Below are 19,575 nucleotides of genomic sequence, written 5' to 3' on the forward strand. Positions count from 1 at the left end.
CGCGAGAGGACGCCTCCCATGCAAGCTCAGGTCTATCTGGTCGACGACGAAGCCAGCATCCGCGAAGCGGTGCGCCAGTGGCTGGAGCTGTCGGGGCATCAGGTGCGGCTGTTCGCCCGCGCCGAAGACTGCCTGGCGGCAATGACCCCGGATTTCGCCGGGGTGGTGGTCAGCGACGTGCGCATGCCCGGCATGGACGGCCTGGCCCTGCTGGAACGGCTGCAGGCGCTGGATGCCGACCTGCCGGTGATCCTGCTCACCGCCCACGGCGATGTCGCCCTGGCGGTCAGCGCCATGCGCCAGGGCGCCTACGACTTCCTGGAAAAGCCCTTCAGCCCCGAGGCCTTGCTTGGCGATCTCGGCCGCGCCTTGGAAAAGCGCCGGCTGGTGCTGGAGAACCGCCAGCTGCATCGCCGGGTCGACGACCAGAGCGCCCTCGCCCGTCGGTTGCTGGGTGTCTCGCCGGGCATCGTCCGGCTGCGCCAGCAGATCCTCGACCTGGCGCCGACACCGGTCAACGTGCTCCTGCGCGGCGAGACCGGCAGCGGCAAGGAACTGGTCGCCCGCTGCCTGCACGACTTCGGTCCCCGCGCCGACAAGGCCTTCGTCGCCCTCAACTGCGCGGCCATCCCCGAGCAGCTGTTCGAGAGCGAATTGTTCGGCCACGAGAGCGGCGCCTTCACCGGCGCCCAGGGCAAGCGCATCGGCAAGCTGGAATACGCCAACGGCGGCACCCTGTTTCTCGACGAGATCGAGAGCATGCCCCTGGCGCAGCAGGTCAAGCTCTTGCGGGTGCTGCAGGAGCAGCGTCTGGAGCGCCTCGGCTCCAACCAGAGCATCGCCCTGGACCTGCGCATCGTCGCCGCCACCAAGCCGGATCTCCTGGAAGAAGCCCGCGCCGGACGCTTTCGCGAAGACCTGGCCTATCGCCTCAATGTCGCCGAGCTGCACCTGCCGCCGCTGCGGGCGCGGCGCGAGGACATCCCGCTGCTGTTCGATCACTTCCTCGCCGAGGCCGGCGCCCGCCTGGGCCGCCCGGTCACCCCGCCCGGCGCGGCGCGCCTGGCCCAGCTGCTGGGTCACGGCTGGCCCGGCAACGTGCGCGAGCTGGCCAACGCCGCCGAGCGCGAGGCCCTCGGCCTGGGTACCCCCGCCACCGCAGCCGCGGGCCACTCCCTGGCCGATCAGCTGGAAGCCTTCGAGGCCCAGTGCCTGCGCGCCGCCCTGGCCCGCCACGGCGGCGAGATCAAGGCGGTGATGGACGAGTTGCAACTGCCACGGCGCACCCTCAACGAGAAGATGCAGCGCCATGGCCTGGTGCGGGCCGACTTCCGCGACGAGGATTGAGAGGCAATAGGCGGAAATCCGCTCATTGCTCACCGCCTTTCGGCGATCTTTCGCCGATTCGTATCTGCAAAACCTAGTCAGGACGCGGCTTCGCGACCTGGCACGCGCCCTGCTATAGCCCTTGTCGACGCCCCGAGCGCCCTAATAACAACGACAAGAGGAACACCCTGTGGATAGCACCGCTACCCTCGCGGCCGGCCAGACCGCGCCCAAGACCACCTCGCAGCGCATCAAGTCCATCTTCAGCGGTTCCGTCGGCAACCTGGTCGAATGGTACGACTGGTACGTCTACGCCGCCTTCTCGCTGTATTTCGCCAAGGCCTTCTTTCCCAAGGGCGACCAGACCGCCCAGCTGCTCAACGTCGCCGCCATCTTTGCCGTGGGCTTTCTCATGCGCCCCATCGGCGGCTGGCTGATGGGCCTCTATGCCGACAAGGCCGGCCGCAAGTCCGCGCTGATGGTCTCGGTGATCATGATGTGCGCCGGCTCGCTGATCATCGCCCTCACCCCCAGCTACACCACCATCGGCGTCGCCGCCCCCATCATGCTGGTGCTGGCGCGGCTGCTGCAGGGCCTCTCGGTGGGCGGTGAATACGGCACCTCCGCCACCTACCTGAGCGAGATGGCGACCAAGGAAAGCCGCGGCTTCTACTCCAGCTTCCAGTACGTCACCCTGATCTCCGGGCAGTTGCTGGCGCTGGCCACGCTGATCGTGCTGCAGCAGACCCTGACCGTCGAACAGCTGGAAAGCTGGGGCTGGCGCATCCCCTTCCTGATCGGCGCCGCCTGCGCCGTGACCGCGCTCTACCTGCGCCGCGGCATGGAAGAGACCAGCTCCTTCAAGAAGGCCGAAAAACCCAAGGAATCCCTGATGCGCACCCTGATGCGCCATCCCAAGGAATTCTTCACCGTGGTCGGCCTGACCATGGGCGGCACCCTGGCCTTCTACACCTACACCACCTACATGCAGAAGTACCTGGTCAACTCGGTGGGCATGAGCAAGACCGACGCCACCTCCATCTCGGCGGCGACGCTGTTCCTGTTCATGCTGCTGCAGCCCGTCGTCGGCGCCCTCTCCGACCGCGTCGGCCGGCGTCCGGTACTGATCGCCTTCGGCGTGCTCGGCACCCTGTTCACCTACCCGATCCTCACCGCCCTGGGCAGCGTCACCACCTGGTGGGGCGCCTTCGGCCTGATCATGGTGGCGCTGGTGATCGTCAGCTTCTACACCTCGATCAACGCCGTGGTGAAGGCCGAGCTGTTCCCCACCGAGATCCGCGCCCTGGGCGTCGGCCTGCCCTATGCCCTGACCGTGTCCATCTTCGGCGGCACCGCCGAATACCTGGCCCTGTGGTTCAAGAGCATCGGCATGGAGAGCGGCTACTACTGGTACGTGACCGGCTGCATCGCCTGCTCGCTGCTGGTCTACGTCTTCATGAAGGACACCCGCGATCACTCGCGCATCGTGCACGAATAACCGCTCGTCCCTGGGGGCGGGCCTCTCGGTCATTAGATTTGGCCGTCCGGCCCGCCCCCCTTTGCCTGGGCTTTGGGGCACGCCATCGTAGTGTCACCGGCAGCGTCCACAACGGTCATTTCGCTGACCGCTGTGGCGAGTTCGCCCCCTCCTCCCAAGCCCCGGTTACACACTCATGGAAATCGACTACGGTCCCAGCTACGCCAAACTGGGTCTCCAGTTTCAATACCAGTGGAGCAGCCTGCTGCGCGATGCTTTGAAGAAGCACGGCATCACCGACGCCCAGGCCAAGGCCATCTGCGGCGACTTCGCCTTCGATCTCTCCAAGCTCATCGACGAAGCCGAAATCAAGGCCGACGGCCTCTCCTATCGCCCGGTGATCGCCTTCACCGAGGACGAGGAAACCCTGCTGGTGCAGTCCGCCGAATTCGACTATCACGAAGCGGCCTACGCCACCGCCGCGGCGGCGTTCGAGAAGAAGTAAGCCTCGCGGGGGGGCCCTGCGCCCTCACCCCAACCCTCTCCCCCAGGGAGAGGGGGCGATCTGGAGCGGTGGCGGGCTCTTCCTCCAGACGTGGGTCCTGAAGCTGTTTTCATTGTTACTGCGATAGCGATTCGCTTAGGCCAGTTGAGGCCATTTCACCTCCACCCCCTCCAACTTCATCGACAGAGCCGAAATCAAGGCTGACAGCCTCTCCTAGCGCTCGGTGATCGCCTTTATCGAGGACTGGGAAATCATGTTGGCGCAGTCAGCCAGCTTTGAATATCACAAAGCGGCCTATGCCACTGCTGCTGCGGCGTTCGAGGGGAAGTAAGGCTGGCCCCGGGCCCTCACCCCAACCCTCTCCCTCAGGGAGAGGGAGCGGCCTGGAGCGGTGGCGGGCTCTTTCTCCAGACGTTGGTACTGAAGCTGTTTTCAGTGCTGCTGCGATAGCAGTTTTGACTGTCTTTCAGCGAGAGCTACTCCATAGCTCCGCTTCGCTCCGTATGGCCCCCTCTCCCCCCGGGAGAGGGTTGGGGTGAGGGCCGCACAGGCACCCTTGTCATAGCCGCGCGAACCGCGCGTTAGAGCCTCGCCAACACGATTTCCCCAGGCGATACTCCCCGGATCACCTCTCACTCCGTACCACCCCCTCTCCCTCCGGGAGAGGGTTGGGGTGAGGGCCGCATCGGCACCCACGTCATAGCCTTGCGAACCACGCATTAGAGCCTCGCCAACACTATTTCCCCAGGCGATACTCCTCAGATCACCTCTCACTCCGTACCACCCCCTCTCCCTCCGGGAGAGGGTTGGGGTGAGGGCGAACCCGACACCAGAACACCCAGGGAAAGGATTCCCATGCTCCTCATCAGCCATGCCCGCGCCCTGCGCCGGGGTCAGACCGACGCCGAGCGCGCACTCTGGTATCACCTGCGCGGCAACCGTCTACAGGGTCATAAATTCCGCCGTCAGCATCCCTGTGGTCGCTACATCCTGGACTTCGTCTGCCTGGAAGCGCGGCTGGTGATCGAACTGGATGGCGGCCAGCATCAGGGCAGCGCCAATGACCGCGAGCGCGACGCCTGGCTGCAGGCCCGGGGCTTCCAGATCCTGCGCTTCTGGAACCACGACGTCCTGACCCGGCCCGACGCCGTGCTCGAGCGCCTTCACGCAGCCCTCAGCCCGGCTTGACCCTCGGCTTGCGCGCGCGTGGCGGTGCGCCACCCGTCTTCGCCGTCGCCTTGGCCTTGCTCCCGCCCGTACGTCGCTTCTTCTTCCAGGACGCGCCCTTGCCCGCCGGCGGCGGCCCGCTGATGGTCAGGGTCAGGCCGAGACAGCGCTCCACCTGCTTGCCCATCCAGGCCGATTGCTTGGTGACGAATTCGGCCAGGCTCAGCTCGCCCTCCTGCACCCGATCCAGCGCCTGCTCCCAGAGCGCCGTGGTGCCCGGATCGGCGATGGCCCGGGGCACGGCGTCGATCAGGCCGAAGGCCGCCGGGGTCGCCGCCAGGGCCTTGCCCTGCTTGACCAGGTAGCCGCGGTCCAGCAGGCCCTGGATGATGCTGGCGCGGGTCGCCTCGGTGCCGATGCCGGTGGTGTCCTTGAGCTTCTGCTTGAGGGCGGGATCCTCCACCAGCTTGGCGACATTCTTCATCGCCTTGATCAGATCGCCCTCGGTGAAGGGCTTGGGCGGTTGGGTCAGCTGATCCTTGCAGCGCACTTCCACCACCGGATAGGACTCACCCTCGCGCAGCTCGGGCAGCGCCTGGGGCGGCGGTGCCTCGCGACCCTTGGGCGGCGTGAGCGATTCGGGCAAGGCGCGCCGCCAGCCCGGTTCCACCAGCCGCTTGCCGGTGGCCCGCAGGCGTTCGCCGCCCGCCGCGAAGTCGGCCTGGGTGCGATCGAATTCGTGCGGCGGCAGGAATTGCGCCAGGTAACGCGCGCGGATCAGGCCATAGACGTTGCGCTCCTGGGGACTCAGGCGGCCCAGGTCGCGGGTCACCTGCGTCGGGATGATGCCGTGGTGGGCGCTGACCTTCGCATCGTTCCAGGCCCGCGAGCGGCGACTGGCGTCCAGATGGTCGCGCAGTGGGGCGAGACTGCTGTCGGCGCCCAGCAAGGCGGCCAGCAGCGCCGGCGCCTCGGCGTGCTGGGACAGCGGCAGGTAGCCGCAATCGCTGCGCGGATAGGTGATCAGCTTGTACTTCTCGTAGAGCGCCTGGGCGACGTCCAGGGTCTGCTGGGCGCCCAGGTTGAGGCGCTTGGAGCAGACCTCCTGCAAGGTGCCCAGATCGAAGGGCAAGGGCGCCGCCTCGCGGACGCGCTCGGTCTTGAGCTTGACCAGCCGCGCCTGCCCAGCCGCCTCGATGGCCCGCGCCGCCGCCTGGGCCACCTCGGGCTTGAGACAGCGGCCCTGGTCGTCGCAGACGTCCTCTGGCGGTTGCCATTGGGCCTGGAAGCGACTGCCGGAGGCGTCCAGGGTCGCCTCCACGGTCCAGAAGGGCACCGGCACGAAGGCGGCGATGGCACGATCGCGGTCCACCACCAGGCGCAGGGTCGGCGTCTGCACCCGTCCGACCGAAAGCACGCCCTGATAGCCGGAGCGACGCCCCAGCAGGGTGAACAGCCGGCTCATGTTCATGCCGATCAGCCAATCGGCGCGCGAGCGTCCCAGGGCGGACTGATAGAGCCCATAGGTCTCGGCACCGGGCTTGAGCGCGGCCAGGGCGCGGCGGATGGAGACGTCATCCAGCGCCGACAGCCACAAACGGCGGATCGGCCCGCGATAGCGGCAATGCTCCACCAGCTCGCGGGCGATCATCTCGCCTTCGCGATCGGCGTCGGTAGCGATCACCAGTTCGCTGGCCTCGCCCAGCAGGCGCTTGACCGCCTTGAACTGGCTGCCGGTGGTCTTCTTGACCTGCAGCTTCCACTGCTCGGGAACGATGGGCAGGTCGTCCAGCGACCAGCGCTTGTAGCGGGCGTCATAGGCGTCCGGTGGCGCCGTTTCCAGCAGGTGGCCGATGCACCAGGTCACGGTCACGCCCTGCCCCTGCAGGCAGCCCTCGCCGCGGCGGGTGGCGCCGAGGATGCGGGCGATATCCTTGGCCTGGGAGGGTTTTTCGCAGAGATACAGCTGCATGGCGGGCGTCGCACGAGGGGAATCGCCACAGGATGCAAAGGCTGCGCGAGCGGCGCAAGGCCTAATCTGTATATCCGTACAGAAAGCGGCCTTTGCGCAAATTCGCCCAGTGGGCCACAGCGTGCTCAGGACGTGGATCACAGCTTGAACGGCGGCCGCCGCGGACGCGGAATCTTGCCGTGGCTGGGCAGTCCTTGGGCTACGGCACTTTCGCCGTCTTTAGCCGAGCTCTGGGAGGCGTCAATGAACACTGTAGCTATGGATCGCGCCACGGCCGAGAGCACCGGCGCCGGAAATCTCGTCGACACCGCCAGCGGCCAGGCCCTGCGGGCCAGCATTTCGGCCATGCGCCGGACCACCAGCCAGGTGCAGCGCATCAACGATCAACTCTGGGAAGTCTGGCCGGACGGCCGTCGCAAGCTGCTGCTGCGCTAAGACCTCCCGCCCGACGCCCTAGGCGGGCGTCGGCGTCTCCAGCGCGGCCAGATAGGTCGCGACCTCGGCCTGGATCCAGGCACTGAAGCGCTCCTGCTTTTCCGCCGATTCGGCGCGTTCCGGCCAGACCAGCCAGTAGGCATAGGGATAGGGCGCCGTTACCGGACTGAGCTGGACCAGACGCCCCTCGTCCAGCGCGGCCTGCACCAGGCTGCGCCGCTCCAGCGCTAGCGCCTGACCAAGGCGTAGCGCCTCCAGTACCACGTTGGAATCATTCACGCTGATGCCGCGATTGGGTGCTGCTTCGCCTAGACCAGCCGTTTCGCCCCAGTGCAGCCAGGTTTCCTCCGTGTGCAATAGCGGCTGCGCGAGAGCCTCGTCCAGGCTGCACGGCAGTTGCCCACCGTTGTAACCAGGTGCCGCCACCAGCAGCACATCGTCCTGAAACAGCCGAAGCGCCGTCAGGCCATCCCACTGGCCCTCGCCCATGCGCACTCCGATATCCACCATGCCCTGGCGCAGATCCTGGAAATCCAGGCTGGTCTGGATACGGATGCGATAGTCCGGGTACAGGGCGCGAAAACGCGGCAGCCGGGGCAGCAGCCAGTGAGTGGCGAAGGAGGGAAAGGTGGCAAATACCAGCTCGTTGCGCCGCGGGCGGGCCTGCAGTCGCCGGGTCGCCTCGCCCAGATCCTCGAGCAGCTGGCGGACCTGCTCGGCATAGACGCGACCGTCGCCGGTGACCTCGATCCCGCGCCCCTGGCGCTCGAACAGCACCATGCCCAGCTGGTGCTCCAGGCCCTTCACCTGCTGACTGACCGCGGCATGGGTGAGGTGCAATTCATTGGCGGCGCGGGTCACGCTGCCCAGGCGGGCAACCGCTTCGAAGCAGCGCAGGGCATTCAACGGCGGCACACGGGACATGTAAGCTTTCCTTAATGGTCCGGTCAGAATTTCTCGCTGGAAGCAGCTTCGCCGAATCCTTAATGTCTTGTCCAGAGCGGCACATGGCGTGAAACACACGGCCAGGATGACGTTCCACGTGAAACAGGATTCACTCTTTCTGACAGGACGCCCCCATGCAACTCATCGGCATGCTCGACTCCCCCTATGTGCGGCGGGTCGCGATCTCCCTTCGCCTGCTGGTTCTGCCCTTCGAGCTGCGCCAGATCTCGCTGTTTCGTGAGGTCGAGCGCTTTCGCAGCTTCAATCCGGTGCTCAAGGCACCCACATTGATCTGCCTGGACGGTCAGCGGCTGATGGATTCGTCGCTGATTCTGGACTATGCCCAGCATCTCGCCTGTGGCAGTCGGCAGTTGCGGCCGAGCGGCCACGCGACCCGGGCCACCGCCCTCAGTCGCAGCGGCCTGGCGCTGGCCCTGTCCGAGAAGGCGGTGCAGCTGGTGTACGAGCGTGATCTGCGGCCGGAAGAGAAGCGTCATGCGCCCTGGCAGCAGCGCGTGGAAGGGCAGTTGCGTGCGGCCTGTGGCGCCCTCGACAAGGCCTGGCTGGGCCCGCGTCCGTTGCTGGGTGAAGACAGTATCGGCCAGGACGCCATCGACACGGCGGTGGCCTGGACCTTCCTGCATTTCGCCCTCCCGGGGCTGATCGAGCGGCGTAACTACCCGACGCTGGAGGCCTTGACCGCCGAAGCGGAGGCGCTGTCGGTGTTTCGCGATTATCCGCTGGCGTGACGGAAAAGCATCGCGGCCATGGGCCGCTCCTACGGGACCCTGTAGGAGCGGCCCATGGCCGCGATAAAACGGTCAATCCTCGTCACCGGAGCGGCCGCAGCGGCGGACCGCCATAGCTACGATCAGCCGGCCCGATCTTTATCCGCGGTAATACCGCTGCGGCACGAAGGGGGTCTTGGCGACCTTGACCGGCACCTGCTTGCCGCGCACCACGGCGAACAGCTGGGTATCCAGGGCGGCGAAGTCGCTGTCGACATAGCCCATGGCCACCGGCGCCCCCAGGGTCGGGCCGAAGCCGCCACTGGTGACACGGCCGATGCTGGCGCCATTGGCATCCACCAGCTCGGCACCCTCGCGCACCGGCACCCGCTCCTGCACCAGCAGGCCGACGCGCTTGCGGCTCACGCCCTCACGCTGTTCGGTGAAGATGCGCTCGGCACCGGGGAAACCGCCGGCGCGACCGTTGCCTTCACGACGTACCTTGGACAGCGCCCACCCCAGGTTGGCCATCACCGGCGTGGTACCGGCATCCATGTCATGGCCATAGAGGCAGAGGCCGGCTTCCAGGCGCAGGGAGTCGCGCGCGCCCAGGCCGATGGCCTCGACCTCCGGCTCGGCCAGCAGGCGGCGGGCCAGGGCCTCGGCGGCGGCGCTGGGCACCGAGATCTCGTAGCCGTCTTCGCCGGTATAGCCACTGCGACTGACGATGCAGGGCTGATCCAGCAGCCTGACGCGGCGGACCTGCATGAAGGTCATCTCGGCCACCTCTGGCGCCAGGCGCGCCAGCACCGCGGCAGCGGCGGGCCCTTGCAGGGCCAGCAGGGCGCGATCGAATTGCGGCAGCACCTGACAGCGATCGCCCAGGTGCTTTTCCAGGTGGGCGAGGTCGGCTTCCTTGCAGGCGGCGTTGACCACCAGATAGAGGCAGTCACCCAGGTTGGCGACCATCAGGTCGTCGAGGATGCCGCCGTTGTCGTCGGTCAGCAGGGCATAGCGCTGCATGCCGCTGGGCAGGTCGATGATGTCGACCGGCACAAGGGACTCCAGGGCTTCGGCGGCTTCTTCGCCTTCGAGCAGGACCTGACCCATGTGGGACACATCGAACAACCCGGCCTGGGCGCGGGTGTGCTGGTGCTCCTTGAGCACGCCGAGCGGGTATTGCACCGGCATCTCGTAGCCGGCGAAGGGCACCATGCGGGCGCCGAGTTCCAGGTGCAGGGCGTGCAGCGAAGTCTTGAGCAGGGACATGGTGGGGCTCCGTGTCGGGTGGCGGCTGTCGCGCCCCAGGCAAGGGGAACGGGACAGCGCTGGGCTATGGGGTCGCGACGTGGGTGATGGGGTCATCCCTCACCCCGGCCCTCTCCCTGAGGGAGAGGGGGAAGAGCGGGCGGCTCGCTCGGGACTGCAGCGGGACCACCGTTCTCCTCCCCTCTCCCCCTGGGAGAGGGGCCGGGGGTGAGGGTCAGGCCTCGCCGTAGGCTTCGATCGGCGGGCAGGAGCAGACCAGGTTGCGATCGCCGTAGACGTTGTCGATGCGCGCCACCGGCGGCCAGTACTTGCCGTCCACCAGACTCGGCAGCGGGAAGACCGCCTGCTCGCGACTGTAGGGGTGGGTCCACTCGCCCGCCAATTCGCGCGCGGTGTGGGGCGCGTTCTTCAGCGGGTTGTCCTGGGGATCCAGGGTGCCGGCTTCCAGGGCGCGGATCTCTTCGCGGATGGCGATCATGGCGTCGCAGAATCTGTCCAGTTCCTGCTTGGACTCGCTCTCGGTGGGCTCGATCATCAGGGTGCCGGCCACCGGGAAGGACATGGTCGGCGCATGGAAGCCGAAGTCGATCAGGCGCTTGGCCACGTCGTCCACGGTCACGCCGCTACTGTCCTTGAGCGGGCGCAGGTCGAGGATGCACTCGTGGGCCACCAGGCCGCCGGTGCCGCTGTAGAGCACCGGGTAGTGCTCTTCCAGTCGGCGGGCGATGTAGTTGGCGCTGAGGATGGCAACCTGGGAGGCGCGGGTCAGACCGGCGCTGCCCATCATCTTCAGGTACATCCAGGAGATCGGCAGGATGCTGGCGCTGCCATAGGGCGCCGCGCAGACCGCGCCCTCCTTGCGCTCCAGCCGGGCATGGCCAGGCAGGAAGGGCGCCAGGTGCGCCTTGACGCCGATGGGGCCGACGCCCGGACCGCCGCCGCCATGGGGGATGCAGAAGGTCTTGTGCAGGTTGAGGTGGGAGACGTCACCGCCGAACTGACCCGGGGCGCAGAGACCGACCATGGCGTTCATGTTGGCGCCGTCGATATAGACCTGGCCGCCGTGGTCATGGACCACCTGGCAGATCTCGCGGATGGCCTCTTCGAACACCCCGTGGGTGGACGGGTAGGTGATCATCAGCGCGGCCAGGCGCTCGCTGTGCTGCTCGGCCTTGGCGCGCAGGTCGTCGAGGTCGACGTTGCCGCGCTTGTCGCAGGCCACCACCACCACGCGCATGTCGACCATGCTGGCGGTAGCCGGGTTGGTGCCGTGGGCCGAGGCCGGGATCAGGCAGACGTCGCGCTCGCCCTGGCCGCGGCTCGCGTGATAGGCACGGATGGCCAGGAGGCCGGCGTACTCGCCCTGGGAGCCGGCATTGGGCTGCAGGGAGACGGCGTCATAGCCGGTGGCGGCGCAGAGCATGGCCTCCAGCTCGGTGGTGAGCTGAGCATAGCCCTCGGCCTGGTCGGCCGGGGCGAAGGGGTGGATACCGCCGAATTCCGCCCAGGTGACCGGGATCATCTCGCTGGCGGCGTTGAGCTTCATGGTGCAGGAACCCAGCGGGATCATGGTGCGATCCAGCGCCAGGTCCTTGTCCGCCAGCTTGCGCAGGTAACGCATCAGCTCGGTCTCGGACCTGTGGCTGGCGAACACCGGATGGGTCAGGAAGGCCGATTGGCGCTGCAGCGCCGCGGGCACTTCCACGCCCTGGGCATCGCCCAGCTCGGCGACCCGAGGCGCGGGCTTGCCGTCGGCCAGGATCTCCAGCAGCGCCTGGACGTCGGCCAGGGTGCTGGTCTCGTCCAAAGAAACGCCCAGGGCCTCGGCGCTGACTTCGCGCAGGTTGTAGCCACGGGCACGGGCGGCCTCGTGCAGGGCGGCGGTGCGCGCCCCGAACACCAGGGTCAGGGTGTCGAAGGCGGTGTGCTGGGTCTCGTGGCCCAGGCGCTGCAGGCCGGCGGCCAGCAGGCTGGTCAGACGCTGCACCCGGGTGGCGATGCGGGTCAGGCCTTCGGGACCGTGGTAGACCGCGTACATGCTGGCGATGTTGGCCAGAAGCACCTGGGCGGTGCAGATGTTGCTGGTGGCTTTCTCGCGGCGGATGTGCTGCTCGCGGGTCTGCAGCGCCAGGCGATAGGCCGGGTTGCCGTGGCGGTCGATGGACACGCCGACGACGCGCCCGGGCATGTCGCGCTTGTACTTGTCCTGGGTGGCGAAGTAGGCCGCGTGCGGGCCGCCGAAACCGAGCGGTACGCCAAAACGCTGGGCGGTGCCGATGGCCACGTCCGCGCCCAGTTCGCCGGGCGGGGTGAGCAGGGTCAGGGCCAGCAGGTCGGCGGCCATGGCCACCAGGGCACCGGCGGCCTGGAAGGCCTGGATGCTCTCCCGGTAGTCACGGATCTCGCCGGTGGTCATGGGGTACTGGAACAGCGCACCAAAGAAGCGGCCGTGGTCCTCGATCTCGGTTTCCACGCCCACGACCACCTCGATGCCCAGGGGCTCGGCACGGGTGCGCAGGACGTCCAGGGTCTGCGGATGGCAGTGCACGGAGGCAAAGAAGGCGCTGGCCTTGTTTTTCGCCAGGCGCTTGCAGAAGGTCATGGCCTCGGCGGCGGCGGTGCCCTCGTCCAGCAGCGAGGCGTTGGCCACCGGCATGCCGGTGAGGTCGCCGATCAGCGTCTGGAAATTGAGCAGGGCTTCCAGACGCCCCTGGGAGATCTCCGGCTGGTAGGGGGTGTAGGCGGTGTACCAGGCCGGATTTTCCAGCAGGTTGCGCAGGATCGGCGCCGGGGTATGGGTGTTGTAGTAGCCCTGGCCGATCAGGCTCTTGAGCAGGCGATTCTTGCCGGCGATGGCGCGCAGCTCGGCCAGGGCGTCGGCTTCGGACAGCCCGGCGGGCAGGTCCAGCACGCTGGTGCCCTTGATGCTCTCGGGAATCACCTGGGCGGTCATGGCGTCCAGGGATTCATAGCCGAGCAGATTCAGCATGGCGATCTCGTCGAGCTCGCGCGGACCGATGTGGCGCGGGACGAATTCGTCGGCGGTGCTGAGGGTGTCGTGCAGCGACATGGCGGTCTTACCCCTTGATCAGTTGCTGATAGGCGGCTTCGTCGAGCAGCGCGGCGAAGGCTTCGGCATTGGCGGGCTGGAAACGAAAGAACCAGCCGGCGTTCAGCGGATCGCTGTTAATGGTCTCGGGCGCATCGTTCAGCGCCTCGTTGACCGCCAGGACCTCGCCGTCCAGCGGCATGGTGATGTTGCTGGCGGCCTTGACCGACTCCAGCACCGCCACCTCATCGCCCTGGGCGTAGCTGCGCAGCTCCGGCAGTTGCACGAAGACCAGGTCGCCCAGGGAGTCCTGAGCATAGTCGGTGATGCCGACGGTAATGCTGCCATCGGCTTCCTGACGCAGCCATTCGTGTTCTTCGGTATAGCGCAGACCCATTGCCAGACTCCTGCGGACCTTTGTCCTGATGGATAGATGGGTCTGGGATTGCAAGGGTGATGCCAGGAACAAAGGCCAGTATTTTCAGGGGTTTAGCTAAAGAACCCCTATTGCGCCGTAGCGAAATCGTTACGATCGGCGCCCCAACCCGCCACACTCGTATCGATTTACAAACGTCGTATCGAAATCGTTACGATATTAGCCAGGCTCCTGGGTCCGACAGCTGGGCTGTACGCCCGGGCCCTGCTGTTCCTTATCACTGTGCCGCAGTCAGAGGCGGATAGAGCGCCTTGCGCGCTAATTTCCTCCCGCAGTGACCCAGTCTTCAACGCGCAGGCCTGGCACCCGGTCGAACTCGCGACGGTTGTTGGTGACCACGATCAGGCCCAGGGAGCGCGCATGCCCCGCGATCATCTGATCGTAAGGACCGATCTGCTGACCCGCTCGGGCTAGTTCGGCGCGCAACTGCCCGGTATGGGCTGCGGCTTCGGGACCGTACGTCAACACCTCCAGCCGCGCGGCGAAGCCCTCGATCACCGCCAGGTTGCGCTCCGGGCTGGAAGACTTTTCCGCACCGTAGATCAGCTCCATCAGGGTGATCGTACTGATGCACAACTGCCCCTGGTGCCGGGTGAAGGCCTCGCGAACCGACGTCGGTCGGTTCTTGATGGTGAAGATGCAGGTGTTGGTGTCGAGCATGAACTTGAGCATCAGAAGCCCTCGCGCTCCTGCTCGGCGGGCTGGTCCCGTTCCGCCATGAAATCCGCCGTGACACCCTCCCCCTCGAACCAGGAATCCCAGGATTCCCCGGCCGGGGTAATGATCCTCGTGCGACCGACCACGACCACATCGACGCGCTTCACGTCTGCGGGCAGGGCAACCGCCTTTGGCAGTCTCACCGCCTGACTGCGATTGCTTTGGAATACGGCGCCTTGATCCATGATCGACCTCTGGGATATATCGGATGTATATCCCATATTAGGGGCAAGGCTGGATCTGTCAATCGGCACCCTCTCGGCATCAGGCATCACAGCTGGCATAGCACTCTTCGCGCGGATGACACCTGGTGAAGCCTTGGGAAAGACGCCGGAGGCGGAAATGTCATCGGCTCGGGGCAAGATTCGGACAAGCGCACCCGACGCGAACTTCCGCCCCGCTTCGTCGGACCAAGAAGGCACAACAAGACCTCTGCCAAGCGGCTTTGCCCTCTTCCATCCTTGTCTGGAGTCTTTGTCATGGCTGTGAAAACCGTTGCCGATCTGCTCGTCGCCACCCTCGAAGCGGCTGGTGTCGACACCATCTGGGGCCTGCCGGGCGATTCGCTCAACGGCCTCACCGAAAGCCTGCGCAAGCGTGAGCGCATCCGCTGGCGTGGCGTGCGGCACGAAGAAGCTGCGGCCTTCGCCGCCAGTGCCGCGGCCGACACCAGCGGGCGTCTGGCGGTCTGCGCCGGCTCCTGTGGCCCGGGCAACCTGCACCTGATCAATGGCCTGTTCGACGCCCAGCGCAGCGGTGCGCCGGTGCTGGCCATCGCCGCCCAGATTCCCTCCAGCGAGATCGGCCTGGGCTATTTCCAGGAGACCCATCCGGAACGCCTGTTCCGCGACTGCAGCGACTTCTGCGAGGTGGTCTCCCATCCCGAGCAACTGCCGCGCATCCTCGAGACCGCCATGCGTTCGGCCATCCTCAATCGTTCGGTGTCGGTGGTGGTGATTCCCGGCGACGTGGCCCTGGCCGAGGCGCCGATCAAGGAAGCCCAGTGGAGCGAGCCGGTGCGTCCGGTGGTGGTGCCGCCGGAGGCCGAGCTGGATGCCCTGGCCGAATTGCTGGCCGGGGAAAAGCGCATCACCCTGCTCTGCGGCGCCGGTTGCGCCGGTGCCCATGCCCAGGTGGTGGCCCTGGCCGAGCGCCTGCAGGCCCCGGTGGTCCATGCGCTGCGCGGCAAGGCCCATATCGAGTATTCGAATCCCTATGGCGTGGGCATGACCGGCCTGATCGGCTTTTCGTCCGGCTATCACGCACTCAAGGAGTGCGACCTGCTGCTGATGCTGGGCAGCAACTTCCCCTATCGCAACTTCTTCCCGGATCACGGCCGCGTGGTGCAGATCGACGTGCGCGGCGCCCACCTGGGCGTACGCACCCCGCTGCTCAAGGGCCTGGTGGGCGATGTCCGCGCCACCCTCGACGCCCTGCTGCCGCGACTCCAGCCCAACAGCCACAGCCGCTTCCTGGAAAAGGCCCAGCAGCACTACCGCAAGACCCGCGCCGAGCTGGACGAACTGGCCACCGCCACCGCCGATGGCGAGCCGCTGCATCCGCAGTACCTCACCACCCGCGTCAGCGAACTGGCCGCAGCGGATGCCCTCTTCACCTGCGACGTCGGCACGCCCACGGTGTGGGCGGCGCGCTACCTGGCGATGAATTTCGAGCGCAAGCTGGCCGGCTCCTTCACCCATGGCTCCATGGCCAATGCCCTGCCCCAGGCCATGGGTCTGCAGGCGGCCTATCCCGACCGCCAGGTGGTGGCGCTGGCCGGCGACGGCGGACTGTCCATGCTGCTCGGCGAACTGGCGACCCTGGCCAGCGAGAAGCTGCCGGTCAAGGTCATCGTCTACGACAACGCCACCCTGGGCTTCGTCGCCATGGAGATGAAGGCCGCCGGCATGATCGACGAGACCACGGATCTCGCCGCAGTCGACTTCGCCCAGGTGGCCGAGGCCTGCGGCGTGCGCGGCTGGAAGGTGGAATCGGCCAGCCTGCTCGACGCCACTCTGGAAGAGGCGTTCGCCCACCCCGGCCCGGCGCTGGTGGACGTACGCATCGCCAAGCAGGAGCTGTCGCTGCCACCGAAGATCGAGGCCGCCCAGGCCAAGGGCTTCAGCCTCTACATGCTGCGCGCGGTGATGAGCGGGCGCGGCAGCGAGGTGCTGGACCTGGCCAAGACCAACGTGCTGCGTTGATGGTCGGGGGTCGCTCGACTATTCCAGCAGCCGAGCGACCTCGCCACCGGCCTTGAGCTGCGCGAACGCCGTGCGCAGCCGGGCTACCAGCGGCGCCGGCGTGGTCGGGCTGAACGCCATGTACAGCGGGGTATCGAGATCCTCCAGGGCGGCGAGGCGGCGCAATCCCGGACAGGCGCTAGCCGCGTCCTGGCAGAAGCGAATGGCATCCTGCTCCGGCAGCAGCACGGCATCCACCTGACCATTGAGCAAGCGGCTGAAGTTGTTCTTTTGCTGGCCTGACACCACCAGCTGCTGGAAGCCGAGCGACTGCAAATACTGGTGGCGCACATCGTCGCGCATCACGCCCAGCCGATAGGCGCGGGCGTCGTCGAGACGCTCGATACGCACGTCGTCGCGATTCGCCAGCCGATAGAAGTAGTACCGCAGGCGCATGACCTCCCCGACCCACTGGAATTGGGTCTCGCGAGCCGGCGTGCGGGCGATCAGATAGATCAGCACCCCTGGCTCGTGCAGGGCCAGATCATAGGCGCGAGCCCAGGGATAGAGTTCCAGGCGGTAGTCGGTGATACCCGCCAGGGCCAGGGTACGCTCCACCACCGAGGTCGCCGGCCCACCCACCCGACCGTCCACGCTCCAGCTCAAGGACGTCTCTTCCGTCACGGCGCGCACCGTGGCGGCCTCCACGCCCGGCCCCAGCAAGGCCAGCAGGGCCAACAACAGATGACGCTTCATGGCAGCGGCTCCTCAGGCAGATGACAGCTGCGATGGCGCCCCAGGCTTTTCGCGCGGTAGAGCGCCCGGTCGGCCTGGCGCAGCAGGCTGGCGAAATCGTGCATATCGGTACTCAGGGTGGCATAGCCGATGCTCAGGGTGACGTGGCCAGCAGCCTCCGAGCCGGCATGGGTGATTTCCAGCGCGGCGACGGCCCGGCGCAAGCGCTCGGCCATCGCCCCCGCGCCCGCCAGATCGGTCGCGGGCAGCAGAACCGCGAACTCTTCGCCGCCGATCCGCGCCACCAGGTCGCCTGGGCGCGTGACGACCTGCTGCATGGCGGTCGCTACCTGCTGCAGACAGACATCGCCCTGGGCATGCCCATAGGTATCGTTGTAGCGCTTGAAAAAGTCGACATCGCAGAGCAGCAGCGCGAGGGGCTCCCCGGAGCGTAGCGCGCGGCGAAACTCCACCTCCTCGGCCTCGTCGAAACAGCGCCTATTGGGCAGCCCGGTGAGCGGATCGCTGCGCGACAGTTGCTCCAGCCGCGCGTTGGCGCTGCGCAACGCCTCCTGGGACGTCAGCAGGTCGCGCAATTGCAACTGGTGATGGGAGGCATGCAAGAGCAGTTGGGTGGTCATGTTGATGAGGGCGCGTTCATCGGTGCGCCACTCGCCACCCAGATTGCAGCCGAAGAGCAGCAAACCGTCTTCGTCCTCGGCGATCCGCAGATGGACCAGCGCCAGGGCTTCGTTACCTAGTGCCAACAGCGGCTCCGCCGCGTCACCGAAGGCGGCCACGAGCGCCTCGCGCGTCGCGAAGGTACGGGGGACCTCGGGTTCCAGCAGGGCTTCCAGCACCTGGGCGCAGGGCGGCGGCAGTGTCAGACCAGCGGCCAACGGCTCGGCGTCGCGGAACCAGCCCTGGTAAAGGCGATAGGGCGCATCCCGGGTGTCACGCTTGAACCAGAAGGCCTGACGCGCGCGCAAGCGTTGTGCGACCTCCTGTAGACAGAGTTGGCAATGCCGGTCGAAGTCCGCGTAAGGCGCATGGATCAGTTGGTTGGACAGCCTCAGGATGGTTTGCTGCGCCGTCGCCAAGGCCTCGAGCTCTGCCGTGCGCTCGCGAACTCGCTCCGCCAGGAGATCGCGATGCGCGGCGAGCTCTTCTTCGTGGCGATGCTGTTGGGCCAGGTAGCCCGCCAGGTTGCCCTGCAGGGTATTGATGCCACTCACCAGCAGATCCAGCTCGTCCTGGCGGGTGGGCCGCCGCAGTCGAAGGGGCTCGGCGAGGGTGGCGGCCGTCAGCCGGGACAGGTGGCGGGCGATCCGACGGACATGCAGGGTCACCAGCCGATTGAAGGCCAGGCTGACCAGGCCGGCGAGCAGCAGGGCGAGTGCCAGTTGGGTCAGCAGGGTACTCGCCACGCTGTCGCGCAATTCACGCCAGAGCAGGGCTTCATTGCCTTGGATGAGGAGTTCGCCGAGCACCTCGTGACCGCCCGGATAGGGACTGTAGACCAGCGTGGAGCTTCGACTCGGCGCCAGGCTCGAGGGCGCCCAGTCGGCCTGCTGACGGGATTGGACGTCGGACTCCTGGCCGTGGCCGGTCAGCCGCAGCTCGATACGGCCGACCGAGGCGATGCGCGACGCCCCGTCCAGTTGCGCCTGCACCGCGGGCTTGTCCAGTTCCCAGATGGCCTTGGTCAGGGTCGACTGGTACACCTGCTCCAGCAATTGCAGCTCGGTATCCATACCCAGGCGATTCTGTTCCCAGATATTCCAGGTGCGCAGCCCTGCCGTGGCCGCGGAAAACAGCAGACAGAACGCCACCGTCAGCAAGGCCAGGCGGTTACCGAGCGAGCGGCGTTTCAGCACGCCCCTCATAGCCAGCGCCGCTGGAGTTCGGCCAGCGTACCGTCCTGTTGCAACGTCACGAAGGCCGCCCGCAGCCGTGCCATCACCTCGGGAGCGGTGCCCAGGCTGGCCGCCAGATACAGCGGATAGGGGGCGGCGCAGTAGGCCTGCCGCAGATCGCCCTGAGGATCGTAGCCGGCCTGGCGAGCGAGGTGATCGGCCACGGCGCGGTTGGCGATCCACAGGTCGACCCGACCGGCTTTGAGTTTCTCCAGGTTGAGGCTGTAATGCGTGCCGGATTGCAGCTCCCGTCCGACGGTGAAGCCCTGCTCCAGCAGGATGCGCTCTCCCGCATCGCCGTTGACCGTAGCGATTTGCAGGCCGCGGGCCGCCTGCAGGCTGGCCAAGGGACGCACGCGGTCCCGCCAGCCGAACAGGCAGAGGGTGGTCTCGGTCAGGGGCACCACCCACTCGAACAGCGCCTCGCGCTCGGGCAGACGCGCCATGGAAAAGACGAGGACATCGGGCCGGCCCTGGGCCTGGGCGAAGGCCCGCGCCCACGGCATGACCTGCGGCTCGGCCGCAAGCTCGGCCCGGGCCAACAGCAGCCGCACCAACTCGACGGAAAAGCCGGTCACCCGGCCATCCGGCTGGACCACGCTGAACGGCGGATAGTCCTCGGTCACCAGTTGCAGTGCGCCGGCACGGACGCCCGTGCACACCAGCACCAGACCGAGAACCAGCCAATGCAAGAAGCTGCTCGTCACGAAGCCCT

Annotated in this window: 17 protein-coding genes; 7 read left to right on the forward strand and 10 right to left on the reverse strand. The window is 67.0% G+C overall.

Features of this window, described 5'->3' with window-relative positions; all coding sequences use genetic code 11:
- The first annotated feature begins 18 nt into the window (after positions 1-18).
- The 4 genes from POR01S_RS06685 to POR01S_RS06700 all read left to right on the forward strand — a co-directional run bounded on the left by POR01S_RS06685 (position 19) and on the right by POR01S_RS06700 (position 4,496).
- Complete coding sequence (locus POR01S_RS06685; protein WP_042134688.1) at positions 19-1,347, forward strand: sigma-54-dependent transcriptional regulator; 1,329 nt, start codon at positions 19-21, stop codon at positions 1,345-1,347.
- A 169-nt stretch (positions 1,348-1,516) separates the two neighbouring features.
- Complete coding sequence (locus tag POR01S_RS06690; protein WP_042134690.1) at positions 1,517-2,824, forward strand: MFS transporter; 1,308 nt, start codon at positions 1,517-1,519, stop codon at positions 2,822-2,824.
- Between the two features lie 175 nt (positions 2,825-2,999).
- Positions 3,000-3,308, forward strand: coding sequence for a hypothetical protein (locus tag POR01S_RS06695; protein ID WP_027597369.1), 309 nt, complete (start codon positions 3,000-3,002; stop codon positions 3,306-3,308).
- An 855-nt stretch (positions 3,309-4,163) separates the two neighbouring features.
- Entirely contained in the window at positions 4,164-4,496 is a 333-nt protein-coding gene (locus POR01S_RS06700) for an endonuclease domain-containing protein (protein WP_042134692.1), read from the forward strand.
- On the opposite strand, the gene POR01S_RS06705 is transcribed toward POR01S_RS06700, so the two are convergent.
- Positions 4,483-6,447, reverse strand: a complete 1,965-nt coding sequence (locus POR01S_RS06705; protein WP_042134694.1) for a DNA topoisomerase III — start codon at positions 6,445-6,447, stop codon at positions 4,483-4,485. The genes POR01S_RS06700 and POR01S_RS06705 overlap by 14 nt on opposite strands.
- A 243-nt stretch (positions 6,448-6,690) precedes the next feature.
- On the opposite strand from POR01S_RS06705, the gene POR01S_RS23655 reads away from it, so the two are divergent.
- Complete coding sequence (locus POR01S_RS23655; protein ID WP_132832609.1) at positions 6,691-6,882, forward strand: hypothetical protein; 192 nt, start codon at positions 6,691-6,693, stop codon at positions 6,880-6,882.
- An 18-nt stretch (positions 6,883-6,900) separates the two neighbouring features.
- Here POR01S_RS23655 and POR01S_RS06710 read toward each other — a convergent pair whose 3' ends face one another.
- Positions 6,901-7,806 carry a LysR substrate-binding domain-containing protein gene (locus POR01S_RS06710; RefSeq protein ID WP_042134696.1) on the reverse strand — a complete coding sequence of 302 codons (906 nt, stop codon included), beginning with the start codon at positions 7,804-7,806 and terminating at the stop codon, positions 6,901-6,903.
- 155 nt (positions 7,807-7,961) lie between these two features.
- On the opposite strand from POR01S_RS06710, the gene POR01S_RS06715 reads away from it, so the two are divergent.
- Positions 7,962-8,576 carry a glutathione S-transferase gene (locus POR01S_RS06715; protein ID WP_042134698.1) on the forward strand — a complete coding sequence of 205 codons (615 nt, stop codon included), beginning with the start codon at positions 7,962-7,964 and terminating at the stop codon, positions 8,574-8,576.
- Between the two features lie 138 nt (positions 8,577-8,714).
- On the opposite strand, the gene gcvT is transcribed toward POR01S_RS06715, so the two are convergent.
- From gcvT to vapB, 5 genes are all read right to left on the reverse strand, one after another.
- Positions 8,715-9,824 (reverse strand): glycine cleavage system aminomethyltransferase GcvT, encoded by a 1,110-nt coding sequence (gene gcvT, locus POR01S_RS06720; protein WP_042134700.1) that lies wholly within the window; start codon positions 9,822-9,824, stop codon positions 8,715-8,717.
- 214 nt (positions 9,825-10,038) lie between these two features.
- Positions 10,039-12,894: an aminomethyl-transferring glycine dehydrogenase gene (gcvP, locus tag POR01S_RS06725; protein WP_042134702.1), complete on the reverse strand. Its 2,856-nt coding sequence runs from the start codon at positions 12,892-12,894 to the stop codon at positions 10,039-10,041.
- Positions 12,895-12,901: 7 nt separating this feature from the next.
- Entirely contained in the window at positions 12,902-13,270 is a 369-nt protein-coding gene (gcvH, locus tag POR01S_RS06730; protein ID WP_007159937.1) for a glycine cleavage system protein GcvH, read from the reverse strand.
- A 297-nt stretch (positions 13,271-13,567) separates the two neighbouring features.
- Positions 13,568-13,981, reverse strand: coding sequence for a type II toxin-antitoxin system tRNA(fMet)-specific endonuclease VapC (gene vapC, locus POR01S_RS06735; RefSeq protein WP_027597361.1), 414 nt, complete (start codon positions 13,979-13,981; stop codon positions 13,568-13,570).
- Positions 13,981-14,211 carry a type II toxin-antitoxin system VapB family antitoxin gene (gene vapB, locus POR01S_RS06740; protein WP_042135407.1) on the reverse strand — a complete coding sequence of 77 codons (231 nt, stop codon included), beginning with the start codon at positions 14,209-14,211 and terminating at the stop codon, positions 13,981-13,983. The genes vapC and vapB overlap by 1 nt, the downstream gene beginning before the upstream one ends.
- Positions 14,212-14,505: 294 nt before the next feature.
- Between vapB and poxB the strand changes: the two genes are divergently transcribed.
- Positions 14,506-16,230, forward strand: a complete 1,725-nt coding sequence (gene poxB / locus POR01S_RS06745; protein ID WP_042134704.1) for a ubiquinone-dependent pyruvate dehydrogenase — start codon at positions 14,506-14,508, stop codon at positions 16,228-16,230.
- Positions 16,231-16,248: 18 nt separating this feature from the next.
- On the opposite strand, the gene POR01S_RS06750 is transcribed toward poxB, so the two are convergent.
- Genes POR01S_RS06750 through POR01S_RS06765 form a run of 3 tightly spaced genes read right to left on the reverse strand, consistent with a single transcriptional unit; the run spans position 16,249 to position 19,552 of the window.
- Complete coding sequence (locus tag POR01S_RS06750; RefSeq protein ID WP_042134705.1) at positions 16,249-16,965, reverse strand: substrate-binding periplasmic protein; 717 nt, start codon at positions 16,963-16,965, stop codon at positions 16,249-16,251.
- A complete protein-coding gene (locus tag POR01S_RS23065) occupies positions 16,962-18,821 on the reverse strand; it encodes a GGDEF domain-containing protein (RefSeq protein WP_162180672.1) in 1,860 nt (619 codons plus the stop codon). The genes POR01S_RS06750 and POR01S_RS23065 overlap by 4 nt, the downstream gene beginning before the upstream one ends.
- Before the next feature lie 5 nt (positions 18,822-18,826).
- Entirely contained in the window at positions 18,827-19,552 is a 726-nt protein-coding gene (locus POR01S_RS06765) for a substrate-binding periplasmic protein (protein ID WP_042134706.1), read from the reverse strand.
- Positions 19,553-19,575 lie beyond the last annotated feature (23 nt).

Source organism: Pseudomonas oryzihabitans NBRC 102199, from assembly GCF_000730625.1.
Classification (GTDB): domain Bacteria; phylum Pseudomonadota; class Gammaproteobacteria; order Pseudomonadales; family Pseudomonadaceae; genus Chryseomonas; species Chryseomonas oryzihabitans.